This is a genomic window from Vibrio sp. R12-SG2-ISO1, assembly GCF_059834045.1.
Genome location: NZ_JCBDGO010000008.1, coordinates 1 through 24,801, shown reverse-complemented (window position 1 = coordinate 24,801; position 24,801 = coordinate 1). Strand labels below are relative to the sequence as shown.

25 protein-coding genes are annotated in these 24,801 nt (G+C 49.8%); 22 read left to right on the top strand and 3 right to left on the bottom strand.

Annotation, left to right across the window (positions count from 1 at the left end; translation table 11 throughout):
- Positions 1–612 carry a CoA pyrophosphatase gene (locus AC6R10_RS05580; protein ID WP_500672014.1) on the bottom strand — a complete coding sequence of 204 codons (612 nt, stop codon included), beginning with the start codon at positions 610–612 and terminating at the stop codon, positions 1–3.
- Positions 613–697: 85 nt separating this feature from the next.
- Here AC6R10_RS05580 and AC6R10_RS05575 point away from each other — a divergent pair, with 85 nt between their 5' ends.
- Positions 698–1,240, top strand: coding sequence for a heme NO-binding domain-containing protein (locus AC6R10_RS05575; protein ID WP_500630420.1), 543 nt, complete (start codon positions 698–700; stop codon positions 1,238–1,240).
- Between the two features lie 3 nt (positions 1,241–1,243).
- Positions 1,244–2,941, top strand: coding sequence for an ATP-binding protein (locus AC6R10_RS05570; protein WP_500671715.1), 1,698 nt, complete (start codon positions 1,244–1,246; stop codon positions 2,939–2,941).
- On the opposite strand, the gene pabB is transcribed toward AC6R10_RS05570, so the two are convergent.
- Positions 2,938–4,305: an aminodeoxychorismate synthase component 1 gene (gene pabB, locus AC6R10_RS05565; protein WP_500672013.1), complete on the bottom strand. Its 1,368-nt coding sequence runs from the start codon at positions 4,303–4,305 to the stop codon at positions 2,938–2,940. The two genes, AC6R10_RS05570 and pabB, sit on opposite strands and share 4 nt — an antisense overlap.
- Positions 4,306–4,495: 190 nt before the next feature.
- Here pabB and AC6R10_RS05560 point away from each other — a divergent pair, with 190 nt between their 5' ends.
- From AC6R10_RS05560 to AC6R10_RS05480, 17 genes are all read left to right on the top strand, one after another.
- On the top strand, positions 4,496–6,019 hold the full coding sequence (locus AC6R10_RS05560; protein ID WP_500627585.1) for a fumarate hydratase: 1,524 nt from the start codon (positions 4,496–4,498) through the stop codon (positions 6,017–6,019).
- A gap of 94 nt (positions 6,020–6,113) precedes the next feature.
- Complete coding sequence (locus AC6R10_RS05555; RefSeq protein WP_334552412.1) at positions 6,114–6,299, top strand: hypothetical protein; 186 nt, start codon at positions 6,114–6,116, stop codon at positions 6,297–6,299.
- A gap of 139 nt (positions 6,300–6,438) precedes the next feature.
- Positions 6,439–7,818: a YcjX family GTP-binding protein gene (locus AC6R10_RS05550; RefSeq protein ID WP_500672012.1), complete on the top strand. Its 1,380-nt coding sequence runs from the start codon at positions 6,439–6,441 to the stop codon at positions 7,816–7,818.
- Positions 7,815–8,891 (top strand): YcjF family protein, encoded by a 1,077-nt coding sequence (locus AC6R10_RS05545; RefSeq protein ID WP_500671714.1) that lies wholly within the window; start codon positions 7,815–7,817, stop codon positions 8,889–8,891. The genes AC6R10_RS05550 and AC6R10_RS05545 overlap by 4 nt, the downstream gene beginning before the upstream one ends.
- Before the next feature lie 100 nt (positions 8,892–8,991).
- Positions 8,992–10,536 (top strand): transcriptional regulator TyrR, encoded by a 1,545-nt coding sequence (gene tyrR, locus AC6R10_RS05540; RefSeq protein WP_487901214.1) that lies wholly within the window; start codon positions 8,992–8,994, stop codon positions 10,534–10,536.
- Positions 10,537–11,115 carry a ribosomal protein S5-alanine N-acetyltransferase gene (gene rimJ, locus AC6R10_RS05535; RefSeq protein ID WP_500671713.1) on the top strand — a complete coding sequence of 193 codons (579 nt, stop codon included), beginning with the start codon at positions 10,537–10,539 and terminating at the stop codon, positions 11,113–11,115. It begins immediately after the preceding gene.
- A complete protein-coding gene (locus AC6R10_RS05530) occupies positions 11,116–11,706 on the top strand; it encodes an HD domain-containing protein (RefSeq protein WP_500627588.1) in 591 nt (196 codons plus the stop codon).
- A gap of 17 nt (positions 11,707–11,723) precedes the next feature.
- Positions 11,724–12,197 (top strand): DUF2947 domain-containing protein, encoded by a 474-nt coding sequence (locus AC6R10_RS05525; protein WP_500671712.1) that lies wholly within the window; start codon positions 11,724–11,726, stop codon positions 12,195–12,197.
- 232 nt (positions 12,198–12,429) lie between these two features.
- On the top strand, positions 12,430–12,600 hold the full coding sequence (locus AC6R10_RS05520) for a hypothetical protein (RefSeq protein WP_500671711.1): 171 nt from the start codon (positions 12,430–12,432) through the stop codon (positions 12,598–12,600).
- Positions 12,601–12,781: 181 nt separating this feature from the next.
- Positions 12,782–13,423 carry a GTP cyclohydrolase II gene (locus tag AC6R10_RS05515; RefSeq protein ID WP_420378209.1) on the top strand — a complete coding sequence of 214 codons (642 nt, stop codon included), beginning with the start codon at positions 12,782–12,784 and terminating at the stop codon, positions 13,421–13,423.
- A gap of 177 nt (positions 13,424–13,600) precedes the next feature.
- Positions 13,601–14,860, top strand: coding sequence for an imelysin family protein (locus tag AC6R10_RS05510; protein ID WP_500671710.1), 1,260 nt, complete (start codon positions 13,601–13,603; stop codon positions 14,858–14,860).
- A 193-nt stretch (positions 14,861–15,053) separates the two neighbouring features.
- On the top strand, positions 15,054–16,391 hold the full coding sequence (locus AC6R10_RS05505; protein WP_500672011.1) for a di-heme oxidoreductase family protein: 1,338 nt from the start codon (positions 15,054–15,056) through the stop codon (positions 16,389–16,391).
- A gap of 8 nt (positions 16,392–16,399) precedes the next feature.
- A complete protein-coding gene (locus AC6R10_RS05500; protein ID WP_500671709.1) occupies positions 16,400–17,428 on the top strand; it encodes an imelysin family protein in 1,029 nt (342 codons plus the stop codon).
- Positions 17,418–18,500 carry a DUF1513 domain-containing protein gene (locus AC6R10_RS05495; protein ID WP_500671708.1) on the top strand — a complete coding sequence of 361 codons (1,083 nt, stop codon included), beginning with the start codon at positions 17,418–17,420 and terminating at the stop codon, positions 18,498–18,500. The genes AC6R10_RS05500 and AC6R10_RS05495 overlap by 11 nt, the downstream gene beginning before the upstream one ends.
- A gap of 127 nt (positions 18,501–18,627) precedes the next feature.
- The gene (locus AC6R10_RS05490; protein WP_500671707.1) at positions 18,628–20,181 is read left to right on the top strand and encodes a L,D-transpeptidase family protein; all 1,554 of its coding nucleotides are present in this window, start codon (positions 18,628–18,630) and stop codon (positions 20,179–20,181) included.
- A 180-nt stretch (positions 20,182–20,361) separates the two neighbouring features.
- Entirely contained in the window at positions 20,362–20,904 is a 543-nt protein-coding gene (mepK, locus tag AC6R10_RS05485) for a peptidoglycan L,D-endopeptidase MepK (RefSeq protein WP_334552401.1), read from the top strand.
- Positions 20,905–20,969: 65 nt separating this feature from the next.
- The gene (locus tag AC6R10_RS05480) at positions 20,970–21,626 is read left to right on the top strand and encodes an MBL fold metallo-hydrolase (RefSeq protein ID WP_500671706.1); all 657 of its coding nucleotides are present in this window, start codon (positions 20,970–20,972) and stop codon (positions 21,624–21,626) included.
- Positions 21,627–21,671: 45 nt separating this feature from the next.
- Here the strand turns inward: AC6R10_RS05480 and AC6R10_RS05475 are convergent, their stop codons facing one another.
- Positions 21,672–22,340, bottom strand: a complete 669-nt coding sequence (locus AC6R10_RS05475) for a DUF2982 domain-containing protein (RefSeq protein ID WP_487901225.1) — start codon at positions 22,338–22,340, stop codon at positions 21,672–21,674.
- 226 nt (positions 22,341–22,566) lie between these two features.
- On the opposite strand from AC6R10_RS05475, the gene AC6R10_RS05470 reads away from it, so the two are divergent.
- The 3 genes from AC6R10_RS05470 to AC6R10_RS05460 form a co-directional block, all read left to right on the top strand.
- Complete coding sequence (locus AC6R10_RS05470; protein WP_334552398.1) at positions 22,567–22,932, top strand: MarR family transcriptional regulator; 366 nt, start codon at positions 22,567–22,569, stop codon at positions 22,930–22,932.
- A 398-nt stretch (positions 22,933–23,330) separates the two neighbouring features.
- Entirely contained in the window at positions 23,331–24,419 is a 1,089-nt protein-coding gene (locus tag AC6R10_RS05465; protein WP_487901226.1) for a TRAP transporter substrate-binding protein, read from the top strand.
- Positions 24,420–24,571: 152 nt separating this feature from the next.
- A partial coding sequence (locus tag AC6R10_RS05460; protein WP_500671705.1) for a TRAP transporter small permease subunit occupies positions 24,572–24,801 on the top strand: 230 nt, incomplete at its 3' end.

Sequence of the window (24,801 nt, the reverse complement as noted above, 5' to 3'; positions counted from 1 at the left end):
TTATCGGCGAGGGAGTGATAAATGTTTTTGCAGCGCTTGAATGATCTGCGCCGTCATCCCCCAGATAAAATGGTGTTGGTAAGAGAGACCGAACACTCGATGTCGATTCTGGTTGACGAGAAAGTGCTGACTGACCAATTTGGACCGGTCCAACACTAAGTTCAGCGGCACTTCAAACACTTCTGCCACTTCATTGGTGTCAATGCGTGGGGTGTAGTCCGGCTCGATAAAGGCGAGAAAGGGCGTGACCGTAAATCGGCTGACGGTGACAAGTTCCGGCATCTGGCCAAAAATGGCGATGCGCTTAGGGTCGATACCGATTTCTTCTTGAGTCTCTCGCAGCGCTGTTTGGGCCAGTGTGCCATCACTCGTTTCATACTTTCCGCCCGGAAAGCTCACCTGACCCGGGTGATGCTTTAAGTGCGCGGCCCGTTTAGTAAACAGCACGTGCAGGCCATTGTCACGCTCAACAAAGCCTATCAGCACTGACGCTGGGCGCAGCGATTCCGCTTTGAAGTGCGAGACGCGTTTCAGTGCTTCCTGATGATAATCCACGGTTTGAAGAAACTGAAAACGTTGTATTAAGTGATTTTTATTTAGCACAGACAATATCTTAGCCCTTGGTCGTTATTTGAAAAACCGCCGCTTATGGATCATGCTTTATTGGGTAATGGTTATTGCAAGGATAGCGTATTTTATGAAGGGCATTATATTCACTGAGTTTCTCGCCTTGGTCGAGGAAAAATTTGGTCTTGAGCAGTTAGACGCCATCTTAGACGAAGCGCAAGACAGCGGGATATATACGTCGGTTGGCAGCTACGATCACAAAAATTTGGTCAAGTTGATTGTTATTTTGAGCAAACAAACCGGCATTTCGCCCGAAGATTTGCAGCGCGTCTTTGGTCAAAGCGTGTTTGATAATCTGTTCGCGACCTTGCCTGACGCTAACAGTTTGGGGGGCTGTAAAAACTCACTGCAATTTATCAAATTGGTAGAAGACTACATTCATATTGAGGTGAAAAAGCTTTACGCCGAAGCCAATCCTCCGAAGTTTGTGTTTATCTCAGAAAGTGAATCTGAAGTGGTGTTTGATTATCAAAGTGCCCGATGTATGTCGCATGTTTGCCTTGGCCTACTAGAAGGGTGCGCGCGCCATTTTGGTGAGACATTGGCGATTGAAATGAAAGACAAAACCGGCGCGGGGGATGACGTGCGTTTCCATGTGGTCCTTGAAGGCTAGCCTATGGATAGTCCATCGCCGCTAGAGCGCAAGTTAGCGCGAGAAATCGCTGCGCGTAAGCAAGCAGAAAAGCTGCTCGAAAATAAAAGTTTGGAGCTGTATGAGGCGAATCAGCAGCTTGAATTGGTCTTAGCGCAACTCAAAAAGCAAACCCATAAAGATTTACGCAAGCTCGACTTTGAGCAGCAGATCAACGAAGCGTTGATCCATTTTGGTCGGGCGTTTTTGAGTCGTACACTTGATGATGGCTTAATTGCCAATTTCCTAGAACGGATTCAATCCTCTTCCGTCATCTTACGTGCAGGGGTGTTTATTTCACCCAACTTATTGCCTACGGTGATCGCCGACCAATTTGGTCAAGGTAGCCAAACCACGCTCGAGAGTATCAAGCCTTATGCGGTTTGGGATGAGACGACACTCAGGCTGCCACTTGAAGTGGATTATGCGGTGATAGGCGAACTCTGTGTAGAGGTAGAACCGAGCGTGATAGAGGCCGATTTTATCGAGAGCCAAATCGCGCTGGTAGGGGAGCTGCTCTGTAATGCCATCAGTCGCCAGCTGATTATGACCAGTAACCAAGAAGCGCGCGCACGTGCTGAGGAGTCTGAGAAAGCGACCAAGGAATTTGTCGCGATGATCAACCATGAGTTGCGCACACCTCTTAACGGATTGCTCGGTAGTGCAGAGCTGCTGTCTGAAACGGAGCTCAATGAAGAGCAGCGAACCTTACTCACCAACTTAGCCCATTCGGGTGGCCTGCTGCGCCATATCATCAATGACATTCTTGATTTCAGTAAGATGAGCGCCGGGATGATGGAATTGATCCCCAAAACCTTCCTCTGGGCGGACATCCGAGCCATGTTGCTCGGTGTGTTTGAACCAAGAGCGAGAGAAAAAGGCATTGGTTTTATTATTGACGAGTGCACGGAATTGCCAGAAGCCTTTACCGGCGACTTTGAACGCATCAGTCAAATCTTAGTCAATTTAGTCGGCAACGCGGTTAAGTTTACCGAACAAGGTCAGGTGAGTGTCTCTGCGAAGTGGCAAGAGGGGCAGTTACACATTAAGGTGGTCGATACGGGAATAGGGATCGATTTTGATTCGTTAGATCAGCTGTTTACACCTTTTGTCCAAGCTGACCGCACGGCCAAACGTAACTATGAGGGCACTGGCCTTGGGCTCGCCATCTCGAAAAATCTCGTGGAGCTGATGGGTGGTGAGATCGCAGCAGACAGCGAGACGGGCAAAGGCAGTTGTTTCTCTTTTCATATCCCTTTGACCTTGGCTTCAATAGAAGAGTGGTCGTCGGGTCAAGTCGAGGCGAACAAACACCAAAAACCTTTAGACGATCTCACCATTTTGGTGGTGGATGATATCCGCATGAACCAAGTGATCATCAACCAGATGTTGAAAAAGCTCGCTATTGTGCCTGATATTGCCAACAACGGGCTGGAAGCTGTCGAGGCGGTCACACAGCGTCACTACGATTTGATTTTCATGGATTGTCGCATGCCCGAAATGGACGGGTTTGAGGCGACGCAATATTTACGCGATCAAAACTACACTTTACCCATTATCGCGTTGACTGCCGGTACCACGCTCGAAGAGCGCGAGCGCTGCATCGAGAGTGGGATGAACGACATTCTGACCAAACCCTACACTGCCAAAGACCTACATCTAATGCTTGAAAAGTGGGGTTAAGCACTCAACACGGGTAAAATGCGGCTGAGCTTATCGAGCGTCTCTTGATATTCGGCATCATTTTGACTGTCAGCCACCAAACCGCCTCCTGCCCAAACGTACATCTGGCCGCCTTCTGCCACTAGGGTACGAATAGTGATGCTGGTGTCCATTCGGCCGTGGCGACTGATGTAGCCAATGCTGCCACAGTAAGCATTGCGGCGATGCGGTTCCAACTCTTCGATGATCTCCATCGCGCGCACTTTGGGTGCGCCGGTAATGGACCCCCCCGGAAAACATGCACGTAGCAAATCACTGGCACGGTATGGCGAGTCCAACCTGGCGGTAATCGTGCTCACCAAATGGTGTACCGCTGGGAAGCTCTCAATATCAAACAATTTCGGAACGGCAACACTGCCTGGCGCGGCGACGCGGCCGACATCATTGCGCAACAGATCGACAATCATCAGGTTTTCCGCTTGATCTTTCTCCGCGTGCAATAAATCGTTAGCGGCGCGCTTATCGCGTTCTGGGTTGGTGTGGCGTGGTCGGGTGCCTTTAATCGGTTTGGTCTCGATCTGGCCGCCATTGAGTTGCAGAAAACGCTCGGGAGAGACACTTAAAATCGCGCCTTGCTCGGTGCGAATAAAGGCAGAAAAAGGGCCTTGATTGACAGCTTCGAGTTTTTGATACGCTTGCCACTCATCACCTAGATAAGGGGCTTGAAAACGCTGCGCCAAGTTGATTTGGTAACAGTCGCCCGAGCGCAGATATTGCTGCACTTGATCAAACTTGCGCGCGTAATCCGCTGGCGTCATATTCGATTGCCACGGCGCTTGCAGCGCAAACGTCGGCGAGGATACCTCTGATTGAGCAAACAACCATTGGTGCGCCGCCTCGATGTCTTCACCAACCAAAACCGCACTCTGTTGCGAGTGATCGACCACCAGTGCCCATCGATACAGGCCGACGGCCATATCTGGTGTGGTGAGATCGTGCATCGCATACACAGGTAACTGTTCCACGCGGCGGCCCAAATCGTAAGCAAAATAACCCAATGCACCGCCAACAAAGGGCAGTTCCCCATCGTAGTCTGTGTCACTTAACCAGCGCTGTTGCGTGTCGTCGAGCAGCTGAAAAGGGTCTAACTTGCTGTCCATTTCCCCCTCAGGCGTGACCACCGTACTGGTATCGCCACGCGTTGTGACGGTGGCAATAGGCTGGGCAACCAGAATATCGAAACGGCTGTCGAGATGATCTCGTGACGGTGAACGTAACAACATCGCCCACGGCATCGACGCAATCGGGGCAAATAGCGTCGTCGCTAAGTGCGGATCATAAGAAAGAGGTTTGATTTGTAAGCCATTTGGCGCATTGTTATTCATTTGTTTAATTTGTGACAAAGAGATCGTTCGTTGCATGGTATCAGAGGGAAAGCAAGAGTATCATAATGGCAACTCTGGTCGCTACATCGGCGTTTGACCCTATTACGGCGTTGGTCATACGACTCCTCTTAAGCAAACGCGTATCTATCGGCCTTATAATAAGGAAGCATAACGATAAAAGAGGCATGCAATGACGGTAATTCGCAAGCAGGATGTGATCAGCAGTGTTGCTGACGCACTTCAGTACATCTCTTACTACCACCCATTGGACTTTGTTCAAGCCCTAGAAAAAGCCTACCACAAGGAAGAGAGCCAAGCCGCGAAAGACGCGATTGCTCAGATTCTAATTAACTCGCGCATGTCCGCAGAAGGGCACCGACCTATCTGCCAAGACACCGGCATTGTGACCTGTTTTGTCAATATCGGCATGGCCGTGCAATGGGACTCTACCGACATGACGGTGCAGGAAATGGTCGATGAGGGTGTGCGCCAAGCCTATACCAACCCTGACAACCCACTGCGCGCCTCAGTACTGATGGACCCTGCCGGTAAACGCATTAATACCAAAGACAACACGCCAGCGGTGGTACACATCAATATGGTGCCGGGTGACAAAGTTGAAATTCAAATTGCGGCCAAAGGCGGCGGCAGTGAAAATAAAACCAAAATGGTGATGCTCAACCCATCCGATGATATTGCAGAGTGGGTAGAGAAAACCTTGCCAACTATGGGCGCAGGTTGGTGTCCACCGGGTATGCTGGGCATTGGTATCGGTGGCACTGCTGAAAAAGCGGCGGTATTGGCGAAAGAATCATTAATGGAGCACATTGATATTCAAGAGCTCATCGAACGCGGCCCGCAGAACGCAGAAGAGGAGCTTCGTTTAGACATCTTCAACCGTGTGAACCGTCTAGGTATCGGCGCGCAAGGTTTAGGCGGCTTAACGACGGTTGTTGACGTTAAAATCAAAACCGCGCCTACTCATGCAGCCTCCAAGCCTGTTTGTCTAATCCCGAACTGCGCCGCAACGCGCCACGTTCACTTTACGCTTGATGGCAGCGGCCCTGCTGATCTGACGCCGCCGAAACTCGAAGAGTGGCCAGACATTACCTGGGAAGCGGGCGAAAACACCCGCAGAGTGAATCTAGATACCGTGACGCAAGCAGACATTGAGCAATGGAAAACCGGTGAAACGGTGCTGTTGTCAGGTAAAATCCTGACCGGCCGAGATGCGGCGCACAAACGCATTCAAGGGATGCTAGAGAGCGGTGAAGGCTTGCCTGAAGGCGTGGACTTAAAAGGTAAGTTTATCTACTACGTGGGCCCCGTTGATGCGGTGGGCGATGAAGTCGTTGGGCCTGCAGGGCCAACCACCTCAACCCGAATGGATAAATTCACCGATATGATGCTCGAACAAACCGGCATCATGGGCATGATAGGCAAAGCCGAACGCGGCCCGGCAACGGTTGAATCTATCAAAAAACACAAAGCGGTCTATTTGATGGCCGTAGGCGGCGCGGCTTACCTAGTGGCGAAAGCAATCAAAAAAGCGCGTGTCGTCGCCTTTGAAGATTTGGGTATGGAAGCGATCTACGAATTCGAAGTGGAAGATATGCCCGTTTCTGTCGCCGTCGACTCTAATGGCGTGAACGCTCACCAGATTGGCCCAGACACTTGGAAAGTGAAAATCCAAGAGATGGAAAGCCAAGCTTAAGTGTGAGAAATCGCTGATTTCATTAGGAATCAGTTGACAAAGGTGCGAATGAGTCGCACCTTTTGTTTAACGTCTACTGGTATTAGGAGTGCACATGCCTCGTTTTGTACAAATCTTACAGCTGATCATCGCTGCGGTTGTTGGCGCCTTCATCGGCTACGACTTAATCCTGCACGGTATCAGTATCTTCAATGAGAAATACGTCACCATTACCTGTGTGCTGTTTGTGTTGGTTGAGATTAGCTTGTTTGTTATCTACAAATTGATTGAAGACGATTAAGCGACGCTCAAGCGCAATCACGATTTGCTAAGCCTCTGATTTTAATCAGGGGCTTTTTTGTTCATCTTTGATTAAGATTGAAGTCGGTACCTTTAGTACAAATGATCAAAAGAGGCCATTCATGTCCATTCCCACGCCGATAAAACAGCTCTCACAAGAGATGCAAGATTTGCTCAGTCGCAGTATGGATTCTCATGTGCGCATCGCGGTCACGGGGTTATCTCGTGCAGGGAAAACCGCGTTTATCAGCTCGCTCGTCAATCAACTGCTGCATGCCTCGACCCATGAGGTGTTACCCTTGCTGGAAGCCTCGCGTGAAAAGCGTATTATTGGTGCGCGACGTGAACCACAAACCAATCTCATGGTGCCGCGCTTTGCCTATGATGAGGCGATGCGCGCCTTGTATGCAGAGCAGCCAGATTGGCCGTTACCGACTCGTGACGTGAGTGAAATTCGCTTAGCGCTTAAATACAAACCGAAGAAGCGAAGCAAAAAGTTGCTAGGCAGTAGTGCAACGCTCAATATTGATATTATTGATTATCCAGGCGAGTGGCTGCTGGATTTGCCATTGTTGGAGATGGATTTTGAACAATGGTCTGAGCAGCAATTTGCCGCGTTGAAAGGCGAAAGAGCTCAACTGGCCGAGCCTTGGCTTAGTCAGTTAGCGCAATTTTCGCCCCAAGCGGACGCCGATGAAGACCAACTGGCCGCACTGTCAGCCGCCTACACCGACTATTTGCATGCCTGTAAAGCCGCGGGGCTGCACTGGGTACAGCCGGGGAGATTTGTTTTACCGGGCGATTTGACCGGGGCGCCTGTATTGCAATTTTTCCCTTATGTGGGGAAAGAACAAGGGAAACAAGTCAACAAAGACAGCCAGTTAGCGATGCTCAGAGCGCGTTATCACGAATACCAAACCAAGGTTGTCAAAGCATTTTATAAGCACCATTTCGCAACGTTTGATCGCCAAATTGTGTTGGTGGATTGTTTGCAGCCGCTCAACGCGGGCGCTGACGCCTTTCATGATATGCGCGGCGCGTTAGAGCAACTGATGGGCAGTTTTCGCTATGGGAAAAGCCACCTGTTGCGGCGTTTGTTCTCACCTACCATCGACAAGATTTTGTTTGCCGCCACCAAAGCCGATCATGTGACGCCCGATCAGCACCCACACTTGGTTTCACTGCTGGGCCAGATGGTTTACCCAGCATGGCAAGCCACCACGTTTGAGAATATCGAGATGCAGTGCCTCTCCATTGCTTCCGTGCAGGCAACCCAACCGGGCTTTGTGACCAAAGCGGGGACGTCTTACCCTGCACTAAGAGGTGTCGACCTTGGCGGTGAGCCGCAAACCATTTATCCCGGCGAAGTGCCGAGAAAACTGCCCGGTGCCAGCTATTGGCAGCAGCACGGTTTTGAGTTCACGGAATTTAGACCGCAAAAAGCGCAGATCGATGCGCCACTACCTCACATCCGAATGGACAAAGTTCTGCAGTTTTTGCTGGGAGATAAATTGAAATGAGTCAGCATGAAGAGCACCACAGTGAACCTCGCTTGAAGAAAAAGCAGGTCTTTGTGTCCACGCCCAATGAGGACACGCAGTGGCAAGGGGAGGCGCAGTCACAGGCGGACGACTTGACTCTCAAGCAGGCCTTCTCGTCCCAAGAGTCCTTCGCGCCAGTGAGCATTGATGATGAGGTGGAAGCGGATGAGGCCATTGAGAAGCTAGAAAACTTGCGACCGAAAAAACGCACCAGTCGTTGGGTAACCGTGCTGCTTACGGCCTTTGCTGGATTGGTGGGCTGGCAAGCGGTCGATTCACTCTACAGTGCAATTCAAGCGGGGGATTGGCTGACATTAGGCTGGACTGGATTTGTCGCCGCGTTGGCCGGCCTTGGTGTAACAGCGCTGGGGAAAGAGTTATGGAAACTGCGCCGCTTGCGTCACCATTTTTGCGTACAAGAACAAAGCCAAGCTCTGTTGAAGGCCAACAGTGTTGGCCAAGCGAAGGCGTTTTGTGAGCAGTTGGCCAAGCAAAGTGGTCTTGATGACAAGAGCCTTGATTTTCAGCGCTGGCAAGAGGCGGTGACCCAATCTCACAGCGACGCTGAGATTCTAGAACTGTTTGATGCGTTGGTCATCGCAGAGCAAGACCGACGCGCCAAAGCGATTGTCACTCAACATGCCACAGAGTCCGCGGCTTTAGTGGCGATCAGCCCATTGGCGATCGCAGATATGGCCTTGGTCGCGTGGCGAAATTTCAAGATGGTGGACAAGCTAGCGGCGGTCTACGGTGTGGAGCTGGGCTATTGGTCTCGGCTGACGCTGTTTAAAGCCACCTTAGTCAATATGGCCGCGGCGGGAGCGAGTGAATTAGCGGTCGATGCCAGTATCGACTTGATGTCGATGGACTTAGCAGGTCGCTTGTCTGCGCGTGCGGGGCAAGGACTTGGGGTTGGCATACTCACAGCAAGACTCGGTATCAAAGCGATGGGACTATTGAGACCGCTTCCTTGGCTGGCGGGAAAGCAGGTCCGATTGGGTGAGATTCGCAAGCAAATTGTAGAAAAACTCGTCGCTTTATCGGTCAAATAGCGCGAATGTGAGGCAGGCAAGCGCATGCGGCTTGACGAAAATCGGGGCTTAGGCGACACTTCTGTCAACTTTTCGTGACACCCAAATTAGGAACGGATCTGTGCGCTTAGAAGTACTATGTGAAGACAGGGTTGGTCTCACCCGCGAGCTACTCGATATCCTTGCCTCTAAGGATATCGACTTACGCGGCATCGAAATTGACATCTCGGGCATCATTTATCTCAACTGCCCAGACATCGACTTTGACACCTTCAGTGAACTGATGGCAGAAATACGCCGCATTTCAGGTGTCGACGACGTACGTAAAATTCAGTTCATGCCGATGGAGCGCCACAATACAGAGCTGATTTCGCTGTTGAACAATCTACCTGAGCCTGTATTGGCCATTGATCTCAAAGGCAATGTCGACATGGCTAACCATGCGGCGACGAGCTTGTTCAATCTTGAACCACAAGAGATGCTGGGTCACCCTGTGGCTTCGCTGCTGCCCAACTTTAACTTTTCAAAGTGGATAGATGGCAAGATCAATCGCCAACGGGAAAATATCGTGATTGGTGGGCTGGATTACTTGATGGAAGTCATGCCGGTTTACATTACCGATGAAACTAATGTCTCTGTACTCGCCAGTGCGATGGTGATGATTCGCTCAGCTCAAGAGAAGAGCTTGTTTGATGACTCGCTCCCACTGCACAACAACCTCGGCTTTGAGCATTTTGTCGGTATTTCCAATCGCCATAAAGCGCTGATCAGCCAAGCGAAGAAACTCTCTATGCTTGATCAACCCCTGCTGATTCAAGGCGAAACCGGCACCGGCAAAGAGATGCTCGCGCGTGCATGTCACAATCGCTCTCATCGTGCGGATCACCCATTTTTGGTATTGAGCTGTGCCTCGATGCCTGATGATGTGGCGGAAACCGAGTTGTTTGGTCACGCGCCGGGCTCATTCAACCATCAACAAGGCCACAAAGGGATCTTTGAACAAGCCAATGGCGGGACAGTGTTCCTCGACGAAATCGGTGAAATGAGTCCACATTTGCAGATCAAACTGCTGCGATTGCTTCAAGATGGCACCTTCCGCAGAGTGGGTGAAGAGCACGAAGTGCATGTCGATGTGCGTGTGATTGCCTCTACGCGTCACAACTTAGCCGATTTAGCGGAGTCAAAAGCGTTTCGTGAAGACCTGTTCTATCGCCTCAACGTCCTTACCCTCAATATTCCGCCGTTGCGTGAGCGCACTAACGATATCGCGGTATTGCTCGACCTGTTTGTCGCTAAATACATGAAGCAGCTGGGTGTAGACAAACCCACTCTCCAAGAAGGTTTGGTTGATCAACTGGTCAATTACCATTGGCCGGGGAATATGCGCCAGCTAGAGAACATGGTCCTTAGAGCGCTGACGGAACTGGAAAGCGACACGTTAACTGTCGATCTTTTCCATCTTCCGCAACTAGAAAACAGCCACGGCAGCAGCGCCAAGATCAATCTAGACGGTTCATTAGATGACATTATGAAAGACTATGAATCACAGGTGTTAGAGCGTTTGTATCAGTCGTTCCCATCGAGTCGTAAGTTGGCCAAACGCCTCAACGTCTCGCACACCTCTATTGCCAATAAACTGCGCGAGTATGGGATCAGAAAAAACTAGATGAAGCGAATCAGTACCCCCACCAGCGTATTTGAGGTCGATGGTGATGTCACACTGCGCACGGCAGAGCCGACCGATGGTCAGATGATCAGTGATTACTTTGTGGCGAACCGCGAACACCTAAAGCCTTGGGAGCCCGAGCGAGAAGCGCCGTTTTATACCTGCTCAGGCTGGACTCAACGCCTGATCAAGTTGCATGAACTGCACAAGATGGGCCTTGGCTATTATCTGCTCATTCTCGACACGGATTCTGGCGAGATGCTAGGCACGATTTCTTTTAGCAATATCTCGCGTTTTCCTGCTCACACGTGCACGGTGGGTTACTCCCTTGGTCAAAACGCGCGAGGACGAGGTGTGATGACCCGAGCACTGCGTTTAGCGGTGAACTACATGTTTGAGATTCAAAACCTCCACCGAATCAACGCCAGTTATATGCCAAGAAACACACGGAGCGAAGCGGTGTTGCAGAGAGTGGGGTTTGAAGCAGAAGGCTTCGCAAAAGCGTACTTATTGATCAATGGTCAGTGGGAAGATCACAAACTGACGTCGTTAATTAATCCACATTGGAAGGCGAATTGAATGACACGCTTAGAACAGCAGCTTAATCTTCTGATTGAGCTCGACCAATTGAAAAGCGTCTTGCGCCGCACACGAGTCAAGAGCGCGCAGGGCCGATTAGAAAACAGCGCAGAGCACAGTTGGCACGTCGCTTTGATGGCGGTGCTACTGCAAGAGCACGCCAATCAGCCCGTCGACATCGCACGAGTAGTGAAAATGCTGCTGCTGCACGATATTGTCGAAATTGATGCCGGTGACACCTTTGTTTATGATGCCAAAGCGAGCGCTGAACAAGAAGAAAAGGAACTGAAAGCCGCGCAGCGCCTGTTCGCAATGCTTCCTAGCGATCAGGGGGAGGCGCTGTTTCAGCTATGGTGTGAGTTTGAACAAGGCCAAAGTGACGATGCTAAGTTCGCCAAGGCGCTCGATAGGCTCATCCCTATGTTGCTCAACTACCACAATGAGGGGCAAAGTTGGCAGGAGCATGGCGTGCGCCGAGAGCAAGCGCTAACGGTGAATCGTAAAATTGAGTTGGGCTCCACCGCGTTGTGGGACAAAGCCAAACACCTGATTGAAGACGCGACCAAAAAAGGTTGGCTGAAAGCTGACTAACACGTAGAGGACTATTGATGTCGTACATACCTTTGGATGAATACCAAAGAAAATGGATTTTTACTCACCAGTCAATGCCATTGCCTGAAGAAGACTTGGTGCAACTGCAACCCATGACACAAGCTAGAGCTGCGCAGCTCTGGAAAGAGAACATCAGTGCACAAAGCCCCGATTCAGAGCGCTTTAGCTCATCCGATTGGCCGATGAAAGCCAGTAACTGGTCTGAGAGTGTTGACTGGATGGCCAACTGGGAAAGTGATGACGAGAGTTTACCACAAGCTGTCCTTGAGCATCTTAATTGGCAAGATGATGTCACTGTCTATTTTTGTTACGAGAAATACAACATCATCGAAACTAAGTGGGCTATTTTCAAAAAACACTGGAAGAACTTTTTGTTTTACGATGACGGCCCGATGTTGATCGCCCGCCGCCGTGATCAAGCCTTGTGGTTCAGTGATGACGGCCAAGTAAAATTGGGGCGTCGTAAATAATCAATACGCGGCGCCCAGCCGCTTTTGTCGGGGTGACTGCTTTATTTCCATAAGCGGGAAATGATTATTTTGAACCGCGAATAAAAGTGACTTCGCTCCCATTTACCTGACGTCATAATGCAAGATATGCGCAATTTGTTATCATGTTTGAGACTTATAGTGTGAATATGACGCTACCGTGCATTATCATCCACAGGTAAATATCATCGATAGGTAAGGTTAAGGAAAAGCAGTGGACGCGATCATCCGACAACTGAAAAAAGACTTTCACTCTAAGCTGAATGCGCTGCAATCCCCTGCGGCGAATAAAGAGTCCTCATTGGCGGTGCTTACCCAAGAGGAATTAAAAGAGTTGGAAGCTCGATGGATTGAGCTCAATATCTGGAAGAGCCAACAAAGCTAAGTCCACACGCTCTGCATTTAAACCACCAAAGACTGACAACCTCAATCTGAGTGAATCGATTGGGGTATTTTATTGCCTATCGTAATTGCTTAACAAGAAAATTGTTATATTATAACAAAAGTGATCTTATCGTTGAATTTTACAGTAAGAGTCCCCATAGTTAACGGCAAAGGCGCTATCAATGAACGCGTATAATGATAATAGAAAGTTGCAAGTGAGAACCCATATGGCGGAAGTAAGAGCCAGAGTGGATTTTAAAGTCGGAGCCCAAAGCAACATCGACGCAGAAATCCTTTCTTTTCATGGTCTTAAAACAGACAAAGAACACGTCGCGATCATCTTTAAGCAAGCAGACAAAACGCAGCAAGCACCTCTGGTTCGCATGCATTCAGAATGCCTGACCGGTGACGTTTTTCATTCCTCTCGTTGCGATTGCGGCGAACAGTTGGACGAAACCATCAACCGCATGGGTGAGCTCGGCGGTATTATTTTGTATTTGCGTCAAGAGGGGCGGGGAATCGGTCTTTACAACAAAATAGACGCCTATCGTTTACAAAGTGAAGGAATGAACACCTACGAAGCCAACAACCACCTCGGATTTGGCGATGACTTGCGCGACTTTACTGAAGCGGCTCAAATGCTCAAAGCGCTGGGTGTAGAGACTATCCGATTAGTCACCAACAACCCTAAGAAAATTCGAGAGTTGAAAGAGCACGGCATAGAGATTCAAGAAGTCGTCAATACCTCTGCTCACCTTAAAGAGGGGAATCAGGGTTACTTACAGGCGAAAGTGTCGCACGGTAAGCATAAGCTCAACCTGTAACACACTCATTTCCCACCAATTATTAAAACCTCACTTTTGTGAGGTTTTTTATATCCGCCCTGAATCCTTGCTTGCAAAAAAATTGTAAATTTGTATTATCGGCATCAGTAGTGCAAATGATAATGATTAGCGCTAGTAATATAAATAATAGTTAAGCTCAACAAGGATGCCCCTTTCATGAACGTAAAGTCTCTATTCGCTCAATCTGTTACTGCATCACTCGTATTGGCGAGTGGATCGTTGTACGCAGCCAACGTGACCCAAGCGCAAGTGGTCGAACACTATGCGGATGTTGCACACGCTGTCTTTGCCGACGCGCTGATCACGGCCAAAACACTCGACAACTCTATCGAGTCGTTTCTGGCTGATCCATCGGCGGCGAAACTTGAAGCCGTGAAACAAGCCTGGCTCGCGTCACGCGTTCCTTACCAGCAATCGGAAGTGTTCCGTTTTGGTAACACCGTTGTTGATGATTGGGAAGGGCAACTCAATGCCTGGCCTTTGGATGAAGGTTTGATTGACTACGTATCGAGCGACTATCAATACGAACTTGGTAATGAGGGCGCGGCGGCCAACATCGTTGCTAACACAGAGCTGAAGATCGGTGCGACGACCTTAGATGTGTCGACCATCACGCCTGAGCTGATTGCGGACTTGAATGAAGTGGGCGGATCAGAAGCGAACGTGGCATCGGGCTACCATGCGATTGAATTCTTGCTTTGGGGCCAAGATCTAAACGGTACCAATGCGGGTGCGGGTGCACGTGCTTACACAGATTTCGTAGTGGGGGAAGGTTGTACCAATGGTCACTGTGACCGCCGTGGTCAATACTTGCAAGCGGCGGCAGACTTGTTGGTCCAAGATCTTGAGTGGATGGAAAAGCAGTGGTCTGCCGATGAAAAAGGCAACTACCGTGAAGCCCTGCTGGCGGATTCTGCTGAGAACGGTTTGCGTAAAATGCTGTTTGGAATGGGGTCACTCTCTCTTGGTGAACTGGCGGGTGAGCGAATGAAAGTCGCGCTAGAAGCCAACTCAACAGAAGATGAGCACGACTGTTTTTCTGACAACACGCACAACTCTCACTACTACAACGAGCAAGGTATCTACAACGTTTATACCGGTCTTTACAAGCGTCAAGATGGCACACTATTGTCAGGCCCAAGTCTGCATGATCTAGTGACGCAGCAAGATGCGCAAGCGGCAGCAGAGATCCAAAAACAGTTTGATGTGACACGCGCCCAAGTGGGTGAGTTGGTCACATCGGCTGAACAAGGTCAGTATTTCGACCAATTGATCGCATCAGGGAATGCGCAAGGTAATGCCTTGGTCAATGAAGCGATCATGTCTCTGGTTGCACAGACCGCTTCTATCGAGCGCGCGGCGAAAATTGTGGGCATCACCAACCTAAACCCTGACACCGCTGACCACGAATTTTAATCGTGGTATCAAAACCAAGGGCTCTTTTTAGAGCCCTTTTGCTGTTTTTATTCCCTAGTAGTTTTTGATAGTAGTTCTTGTTTAGATTTAAGGAAAAGTCCCTTTCATCATGTTGTACTCAGCTCTTTCGTTATCCCGCAAAAGACCCTCGCGCTCATTGGCTCTATACATACTGGCTTTTGCCTTTCAGCCCATGGCGAATGCGTATGAAGTTAAGTCAGGCGGCGCCACCTCTGTAAACAAAGAGGGACCGAATGCGTATTCGCTCCCAGCGGCGAATTTACCCTTGAGTAAGCGTTTGGATTTCAGTGTCGGTAATAGCTTCTTTCGCAACCCTTGGGTACAAGCGCCTGCATCAACCGATGCCAGAGACGGGCTAGGGCCGCTGTTTAATACCAACGGTTGTCAAAACTGTCACATCAAAGATGGTCGTGGTCATCCACCAGAAGAGAACGACCAGCATGCCGTGTCAATGCTGATAAGACTCAGCATCCCAGCGATGACGGCGGAGCAAAAAGCGGTGTACATTCGTGATGGCGTGATCCCGGAACCGACTTACGGCGCACAGTTGCAAGATTTCGCTATTCAAGATCAGCAAGCGGAAGGGCAAATCAAGATCACCTACACCAACCATGTAGAAACCTTCAGTGATGGCACCACCATCACGTTGCGTAAACCTCATGTTGAGTTGACGGATCTCGGCTATGGGCCACTTCACCCGGACACTCAGATCTCAGCGCGTATTGCGCCACCGATGATAGGGCTAGGACTACTGGAAAGTATCGCCGATGACACACTTGTGCAGTGGGCCGATGAGCTCGATGAGAATCAAGATGGCATTTCAGGCAAATTTAATCGCGTGTGGGATATTGAAAAACAGACCCATGTCATTGGTCGTTTTGGCTGGAAAGCGGGGCAACCGACCTTGATGCAGCAAAACGCCGCCGCATTTAACGGCGATGTTGGCCTCACCAGCCGCTTATTCCCAGAAGAGAATTGCACGCAAGCGCAAAGCCTGTGCCGTGACTTGCCCAACGGCGGCTCACCGGAAGTCAGTGACAATATTTTGGACTTTGTCGAATTCTACTCTCAGCACTTAGCGGTGCCCATTCGCCGCAATATGAATGACCCCAAGGTGAAGCAGGGACAGGCTTTGTTTGCGCAAGCAGGCTGCGACAGTTGCCATAAAAAGGACGTTGTGACGGCCGAGCGAGAGGGCTTGCCTGCACTTTCTGGGCAACGCATTCACCCTTATACGGATTTGCTGCTGCATGATATGGGCGAAGGCCTTGCAGACCATCGGCCCGAATACTTGGCGACGGGCCGAGAGTGGCGTACCGCGCCGCTTTGGGGTATAGGCTATACCCAAGAAGTGAATGGGCATACCTACTTCCTCCACGATGGGAGAGCTCGAAACTTACTCGAAGCCGTATTGTGGCACGGGGGAGAAGCCCTCCCTGCCAAGCAGCATGTACTGACATTTAATCAACAAGAGCGTGAGGCGTTGGTCGCCTTTCTCAACTCATTATAAGGAACGTTATGAAGCCCTTTACTCTATCGACCGTTGTTTTAGCGGCGAGCTTGTCTGGCTGCCAAAGCGTCTCTCACTCGACGTCAGAGAGCGGCTATGAAGTCACGTCTCACGTTAGCCAAGGTGTCTATCAAGTGGAATACCTTGCTGCTGCGCGTTTGGCTGACTCAACCCAAGCCTTGCACCGTGAGATGGTGAACTATTGCCAAAATGGTCACCACAACCCAGCACTCAAAACCCAGTGGCAAGCCACGATGCAAGATTGGATGGCGCTCCAAGGTCAGGAACGCGGGCCGGTACAGGCCCTTGAACAGAGCTGGAACCTACAGTTCTGGCCAGATAAAAAGAACACCACGGGTCGCAAGATGAGCGCATTAACGACATCGACATGGACCGCAGCAGAGATCGCGCAGCAAAGTGTTACGGTGCAAGGATTGGGGGCAGTGGAATGGTTACTCTATGACGCCAGTTCGACACTGGAGAGCTCACAGACCACTTGCCAAACGGCGCAAGCGATCACCGAAACACTCGCCAACAATGCCAATACCATTCACCAAGCGTGGAAAACCAACCCTTGGCAAGCGCTGAACGATGAGCAATGGCTGGCGGATTACATAGCGTTGCTGTCCAATCAACTCGAATTCAGTATGAAAAAGATGACCTTGCCGCTGGCGGATTTTGGTCAGCCGCGTCGCTACTTTGCTGAATCTTGGCGCTCGCAAGTATCGATGGCCAATCTGTATGCGAACGTCGAGGCGATGCACGCTCTTTATCTGGCAGGCGGTAATGGCTTAGATGCACGTTTACGCCGCGAGGGACACAGTGAGCTTGCCGATCGCGTGCTCAACCAATTTGAGCTGATCAGTACCACATGGCCTAAGGACGACAGCTTGTTTACTTTGCTTGAGAGTAAAGAGGGTTACCGAGAGGCGTATGCTCAGTACAATAAGTTGGAGCAGCTGAAGTATCTCATTCACGATGAAGTGGCTGTCGAGTTAGGTGTGGTGATAGGATTTAATGCAACCGATGGTGACTGATTCAACACGCCGACAGCTATTGAAAGCCGCATTGCTCGGCGCCGCAGTGCCTTGGATGCCTATGGGGTGCGCATCGGCGAAAAAGAATACCGGGCAGCCCGATTTGATTGGTTGTGCGATGACGGGGCCGAATCGCTTTAGCGCGGTGGTGGCCGATTCCACTGGCATGCCGATACGTCAAGTCGCGCTCCCGTCTCGTGGGCATGGTGTCGCGACATCCGCAAGGCTTCACCACGCGGTCGCGTTTGCGCGTCGTCCGGGGCACTACTTTTTAGTGTTTGATTACGATACCGGTGACGTTGTCACTCTAAGCGCTGCAGCAGGTGATCGTCATTTCTACGGTCATGGCGTTTACTCCAATGATGGACAGTGGCTTTATGCCACCGAAGGGGAACGCGGATCTAGCCGTGGGATCATCGGTGTCTACGACGTGCTGGCGGGTTATAAGAAAGTGGCAGAGTTTACCGGGTTTGGTCTTGGGCCGCATGAAGTGATCGTGATGCCTGATGACCGCTTGGTGATTGGTGTCGGAGGGGTACACACTGATGGGCGGACACCTTTGAATCTCGCCACTATGCAGCCGAGCTTAAGTTATCTTGACGCCAACGGCTATGTGATGGAACAAGTCTCGCTACCTGATAGGCATTTGAGCATCCGACATCTCGCCCATGATGGCGATCAAACCGTGTTGTGCGGTCAGCAATACAGAGGCCAACCGGAGGCGACCCCGTCACTGCTGGCTATGCATAGCGCAGGTGAAGAGATGGTGTCGTTACGAGCAGCGCCGGAAGAGTGGGCGCGCTTTGACCACTACATTGCCAGTATTGCCGCTACACAAGAGTGGATTCTTGCTACCTCGCCAAGAGGAAACTGCTATGGCATTTGGAGTAAAGCGACCGGTCAGCTGGTGGAACTGTCGGCACTGGCCGATGCCTCTGGTGTGGTTGTTCATCAACAACGTTTTATGGTCAGCTCTGGTTCAGGGCAAGTGGTCTCGCAAGAGCAACCCAAGGTGAAAACTCGGCAACAGTCGGGTGTTCAATGGGACAACCATTGGTCGAGGATCACATAGTTCAATTAATTCGCGATAGAGTGTCATACACTTTTAATGGCCGTTCTCATAAACTGTGCACACGCGCCCATTATTTTTTGCCATACTGATCACATGGACGCTGAAAAGCAAACGGCGGAGAGAGCGTATGAAGAGATGGATGATCGGTGTTTGGGTAACCCTAGTAATGGCGTTCCCACTCAAAGCCATGGAGCATTTTCAGCAAATCGGTTGGATTGACAGTAGCAGTCAAGTGCATGAGATTGTTCAATATCCGCAACTGGTGGAGCAGGCTTATCGTCAGAACAGTGACCAGATGATTTGGTTCGATCTGCAACAAAGCACCAAACTTGAGTTCCAACTTGAGGTTATCCAGCAAGCGCAATTCAGCCCTCTGTTTTCACGTCAACTCAGTTATTTGGCCTTCTTTCGTAAGAGTAATCGCTGGCATGAGTATGACATCCTCGCCACTGACACACTGCTGCTTTATCTCAGTTACGCCGAGCACGCACGCTCACAAGGCGAAGATTGGTTTTTTGGCGCCTCACTCAATGCAGCGTTACCTCAGCTGAGCAGTGATGCTTGGCTCGCGTTTCAATCTGCGGTGATCAATCAGCAGCTCGCTGAGTTGATTGAAGCCTACACCCCCGACAGCGAAGGCTACCAAAAATTGGTCGATAGCTATCTGGATCTCCTTAAGTATCAAAAGATTGATGTGCCCAAATACACCCAACAAGGTCTAAAGCGGGTGGGGGATACGCTGACCGATCGTGATGTGTTGCTTGAACGTATGGCGATGGTCGGCGTTAACTTAGATGAGGTCAGACGCGATGTGAGTTGGTACGACGTGACACTGGAGCCGGCGATTAAACGCTTTCAAGCGCTACATGGTCTTACCCAAGATGGCATTATTGGCAGTGAGACCATCGGCTGGCTAAACCGACCGATCGAATCACGGATGACAACTCTCGCACTCAATGCAGAGCGGATGCGGATGTGGCCCGCTCAGCGCGACACGCTCATTTTGGTCAATGTGCCGAGCTTTGATATGCACTATTGGCATGCCGGTCAGACGGTTTTCGAATCCAAAGTGATTGTGGGTAAAACCAAACGACCTACGCCAGTAATGCAAACTCGTCTCGACTCTTTGATATTCAATCCTACTTGGAACATCCCATGGAAAATCATGGTCGAGGACATCATTCCTCAGGTGAAACGCGATCCTGAGTATCTGACTAAACACAATATCCAGATCATTCCTAAATGGGGATCAAGTGAGACAATTCCGGCCAGCGAGATAGACTGGCAGAACTTGAGACCTAAGTCCTTCCCTTATCGGATGCGGCAGATGTCGGGCAGTTACAATGCCTTGGGTCTGTATAAGTTTAATACCCCCAACGCGCGCGCGATTTATCTGCACGACACGCCAAGCAAAGGTCTATTTAGTCAAACGTCGCGAGCGTTCAGCTCCGGATGTATTCGCGTTGAACATGCGGACACCTTCGCCAACTTGCTTCTTGCTCAGCAAGGCATGAGTATCAATGATGTCGATCGTAGTGAATGGGTATCGAACAAGGCCGTAGCGCTGCGCACGCGTATTCCGGTTTACATCATTTATCAAACGGCATGGTATGAGGAAGGGATTGTCCACTATCGAGACGATATTTACCGCCTCGATAAATCCAGTTACACAAAAAGTTAAGCTGACCAAAAATTTACAATTCTATCAACGTACAAAAATAGCCTGACAGCTCAATTACTAAGCAAACGTGCCGCTCAAATTTTTGAGATTGTGCACGTTTTATGCATTTGCACTTATTATTAGACTCGGGTAGTGTCCTGACATCTTGATAACTACCCCATTTGATGAAGGTGCAAAGTTTTGGATTTATCACGCAGACATTTCATTCAGTTGGCAGGCAGTGGCATTGTTGTAGCAAGTTGTCTACCCGGGGTGGCATTCGCATCACGAGCCCAGCAGCCACGTGTCCTCGCTATGAGTAATCTCCATACTGGAGAAGCATTAGAAACCTGTTACTTTGACGGTGCTAAGTACGTTAAAAATGAGCTCAAACGTTTAAACCATTTATGTCGTGACTTTCGACGTAATGAGGTTCACCCAATGGATAAACGTTTGTTTGACCAAATTTCAAAAATACAAACTATGCTCGGTGTCGAAGCCGAAGTGCAGATTGTCTCCGGCTACCGCTCTCCAGCCACCAATGAAGCGCTGCGTGCGCAGTCAAGTGGTGTGGCGAAGAAGAGCTACCACATGCTTGGTCAAGCGATCGATTTTCGCCTCGATGGTGTGGATTTGAAGAAAGTACGGGATGCCGCTAGAGAGCTCAAAGCGGGCGGCGTTGGATTTTACCCAAGTAGCGACTTTGTTCATATCGACACTGGGCCGGTACGCTACTGGGCGTAACGGTTGTCAAATCAAACCGGTGGTGTCATAGTTCAGCCAGTTTAACTGTTACTCAAGGCTGAATTATGGCACTCAAATACCAAGTCGTCCCTGTTACTTCCTTCTCTCAAAACTGCTCCATCGTCTGGTGTGATGAAACCATGAAAGGCATCGTCATTGACCCAGGCGGTGACGTGAAGTCATTGGCAACGCTTATCCAAGAGTTGGGTGTCGACGTCGTCAAACTGGTATTGACTCATGGCCATCTCGATCATGTCGGCGGCACAGAGCCTCTTTCTGACGCGTTGGGTGGTGTTGAGATTGTCGGCCCACACAAAGACGATAACTTCTGGTTGCAAGGACTAGAAGGGCAGAGCCAGATGTTTGGCTTCCCGCTTACCAATGCATTTGAACCTCATGAGTGGCTAGAGGAGGGCGATACGGTCACGTTCGGTCATCAGAAGTTGGATGTCCTTCACACTCCGGGCCACACTCCCGGTCACGTGGTGTTGTTCAGTTCATCGGCGCAACTGGCGTTTGTCGGTGATGTGTTGTTTAACGGCTCCATCGGTCGAACGGACTTCCCGAAAGGCGACTTTGACACCTTGATTCATTCGATCAAATCAAAACTGTGGCCGCTAGGTAATGAGGTCCGCTTTGTTCCCGGTCACGGACCGGAATCTACTTTCGGCCATGAACGCCGCACTAACCCGTTTGTGGCGGATGAAATGCCGCTGTACTGATGAATCTTCCCCTAAAGGTCGCGAATGCGGCCTTTTTTGTGGTCGCTATTCGGGTTCTGCGGCGGCTAGGTAACGTCGCATTAGACCGACAAACTCATCGGCAGGGCGATCAAGGTCTTGGGTAGAGATGAAGATATCATAGTCATAGTAGGCGCGTTGATAGCGCATGCGGTTGGCGAGCATCGCTTGCAAACCAGTAAAGGCTTGCCCGTCTTCGTCGTGGTAATCGGCCGAGTCCAACACAATCTCCTCAAAACGCGTTCCTTGTTTGTGCTGTTTTGCGCCAAGGTAAAGTAGTGCACGTTGGCTGAGCAAAATTTCTGTCGCTATCCGAGGGCACACGCCAGTGAGGTAGGGCGAGTAGTGTTTGAGTTTGATGCCTATCCAAGGCAGTGGTTGCTGCCAACCGTCGCTATCGTAGTAACACAGACCAACGCGGCTGATGTTGTTCCATTTCACTACCCAGCCGCCTTTGAACAGATGCTGCTGAAAATGGGTCGACGTTAGGGTGTATTTGACGGTACTTTTTAAAATCAACCAATAGGCGACGAAGAGCGAAAATCCGAGCAAGAACAGCGCCAATAAGAAGGGTTTAAAGCCGGGGGCCCAGAACATTAACGCTGCAAACACCACCAACAATAGAGAAGCCAGTGACACTCGCCACAAGGGGGAAGCAAGGTTGATAGGCTGATTCACAAGGTGTTGCGTTTCCATGTCGCTCTCCGGTCACAATCTAATGACTTCTAATATTACGATGAGCAGAACCGATAAGTTTATACGTTGTTTAAATTGTAGTCTGATCTTGGTAGATAGCGCATTTTTGGCGCACAAAGCCGCCCTAACTCTGTAAATAGTGTGGAAATTTTGGTATAAAACGCGCTTCAAATTTCAACCGCTGCTCGATTCCTCGTGAATCTGCAGTGATACGGAGACAGATTCAATGAGATTAGCTCATAAGCGTAAAGTGCAGATGAAACTGCAAAAACGCATTAAAGCGACGGTAGCAAACATTCAAGCGGTAGCGAAAGCTGCGCCTGCACCTAAAGTAGCCGCTGAAAAACCGGCTGAGAAAGTCGTCGCAGCGAAATCAGTGGACGTGGCATTGACACCGAAACAGCAACAAGTGCTAGACATCGTGCTGGCCAACGGTGAAGGCATCAACCCGAAAGGTATCGGCATCGCAGCTGGTCAAGAAGAGGCGAAAGCGGCTTCATGGGCGACGGGTGCGCTTAAGAAACTGTTGGACGAAAATCTCGTCGTTAAAGAGCAGCTAGCAGGCAACAAGGTTATCTACAAAGCCATATAATCTGCACGCTCAGTATTGCCGTGCTCTGTGAGTGAGCACAAACACAAGAGCCTCGATGAATGTCGAGGCTCTTGTGTTTTTATTGGGCATAACAACCGGTTTTTAACATTTGTCACAATTATCACATCTTTCTACTGATTCATTTCACTCATCAATTACTACGTATAACTTGATCTTTTACTTATCTGTCTGGTTAATAACTAGCTGATAAATAGTTATTTATCTATTGTTGTATTAATTATCCTACGTATTACTACGTAATTCTTTGGTCTAAGGTTTGCGGGGATTGTTAATTTTTCTCCGTGTTCACGCTGATTTAATAATCAATAGCTTTCTACCAAGCTGTAAACGAAACAAAAGTAACTGGATAGTTGCTACAGCTAACAAAGGACGTGAACATGAGTCTAATTAAACAAACGTTGAAACGAGTACTGAAAGGGACCGCGATGGCTGCGGCGCTTGCGGTTGCGGCGACCTCAGCAAACGCAGCGGAAAAAGTCTATCGTCTGAAACTGGCCGAAACTTGGGGACCAAACTTCCCGATTTTTGGTGACGCGACGAAGAACATGGCGAAAATGGCGGAAGAAATGTCGAACGGCCGCCTGCAAATCCGTATTGATTCTGCCAACAAACACAAAGCGCCGCTTGGCGTGTTTGATATGGTGAAATCGGGCCAATACGACATGGGCCACTCCGCGTCGTATTACTGGAAAGGCAAAGTGCCAAACACCTTGTACTTCACCTCAATGCCATTCGGCATGCTGCCCACAGAGCAATACGCTTGGTTCTACTACGGCGGTGGTATGGAACTGATGGAAAAAGTGTATTCGCCACACAATTTGATGTCGTTCCCTGGCGGTAACACAGACGTACAGATGGGCGGCTGGTTCCAAAAAGAGATCAACTCAGTGGAAGACTTGCAAGGTCTTAAAATGCGTATCCCGGGCTTTGCAGGCGAAATCCTTGCGGAGCTAGGTGCGAAACCAACCAATATCGCACCGGGTGAACTCTATACCTCGCTAGAGCGCCGCACCATTGATGCGCTGGAGTGGGTAGGTCCATCTCTTGACCTACGTATGGGCTTCCACAAAATCGCGCCATACTACTACACAGGTTGGCACGAGCCAGCAACTGAGCTGCAGTTCCTTGTCAACAAGCGTACTTGGGAAAAATTGCCAGATGATCTGAAAGCGATCTTGCAAGTCGCGATGAAGACAGCTGCGTATGATATGTACACCCAATCTAAGCATGAAAGTGGCAAAAACTGGGTATCTATCAAAACTGAATACCCAAATGTTCAAGTTAAAGATTTCCCAGCGGAAGTGATGACGGCGCTACGCGAAGCGAACGATCGACTTCTTAAGCAACACGCGGATGAAGATGCGCTTGCGAAGGAAATTCAAGAGTCACAAGCGGCTTATATGCAGCAAGTGCGTTCTTGGACAGACATTTCTACCCGTGCCTACCTCAACAGCTCGGCACAATAACAGCAATAACCTAAGCGCCGAGCTTGTCTCGGCGCAAGCCCAAGAAACCTCACTCACTAGATTCTGAGCCTAAAACAGAGCGTATATCGAGTGTAATCAAAGTGTTGTAAGCCTAGCTTGCAACACGCTTTCAAAATTCCATGGAGTAGGGAATGAGAAGTCTTATCTATGTCGAGCGTATTTTTAATCGCTTTGGTGACTTTCTAGGCTGGCTATCCAGTATTCTTTTTATCTTATTGCTTGCCAACGTTGTCTATGACGTGGTGATGCGTTACGCATTTAATGATGTCTCCATCGCGTTCCAAGAAATGGAGTGGCATCTCTTTTCAGCCGTGTTTTTATTGGGTGTCCCTTATGCGCTGAAAGCGGGCGGGCATGTTCG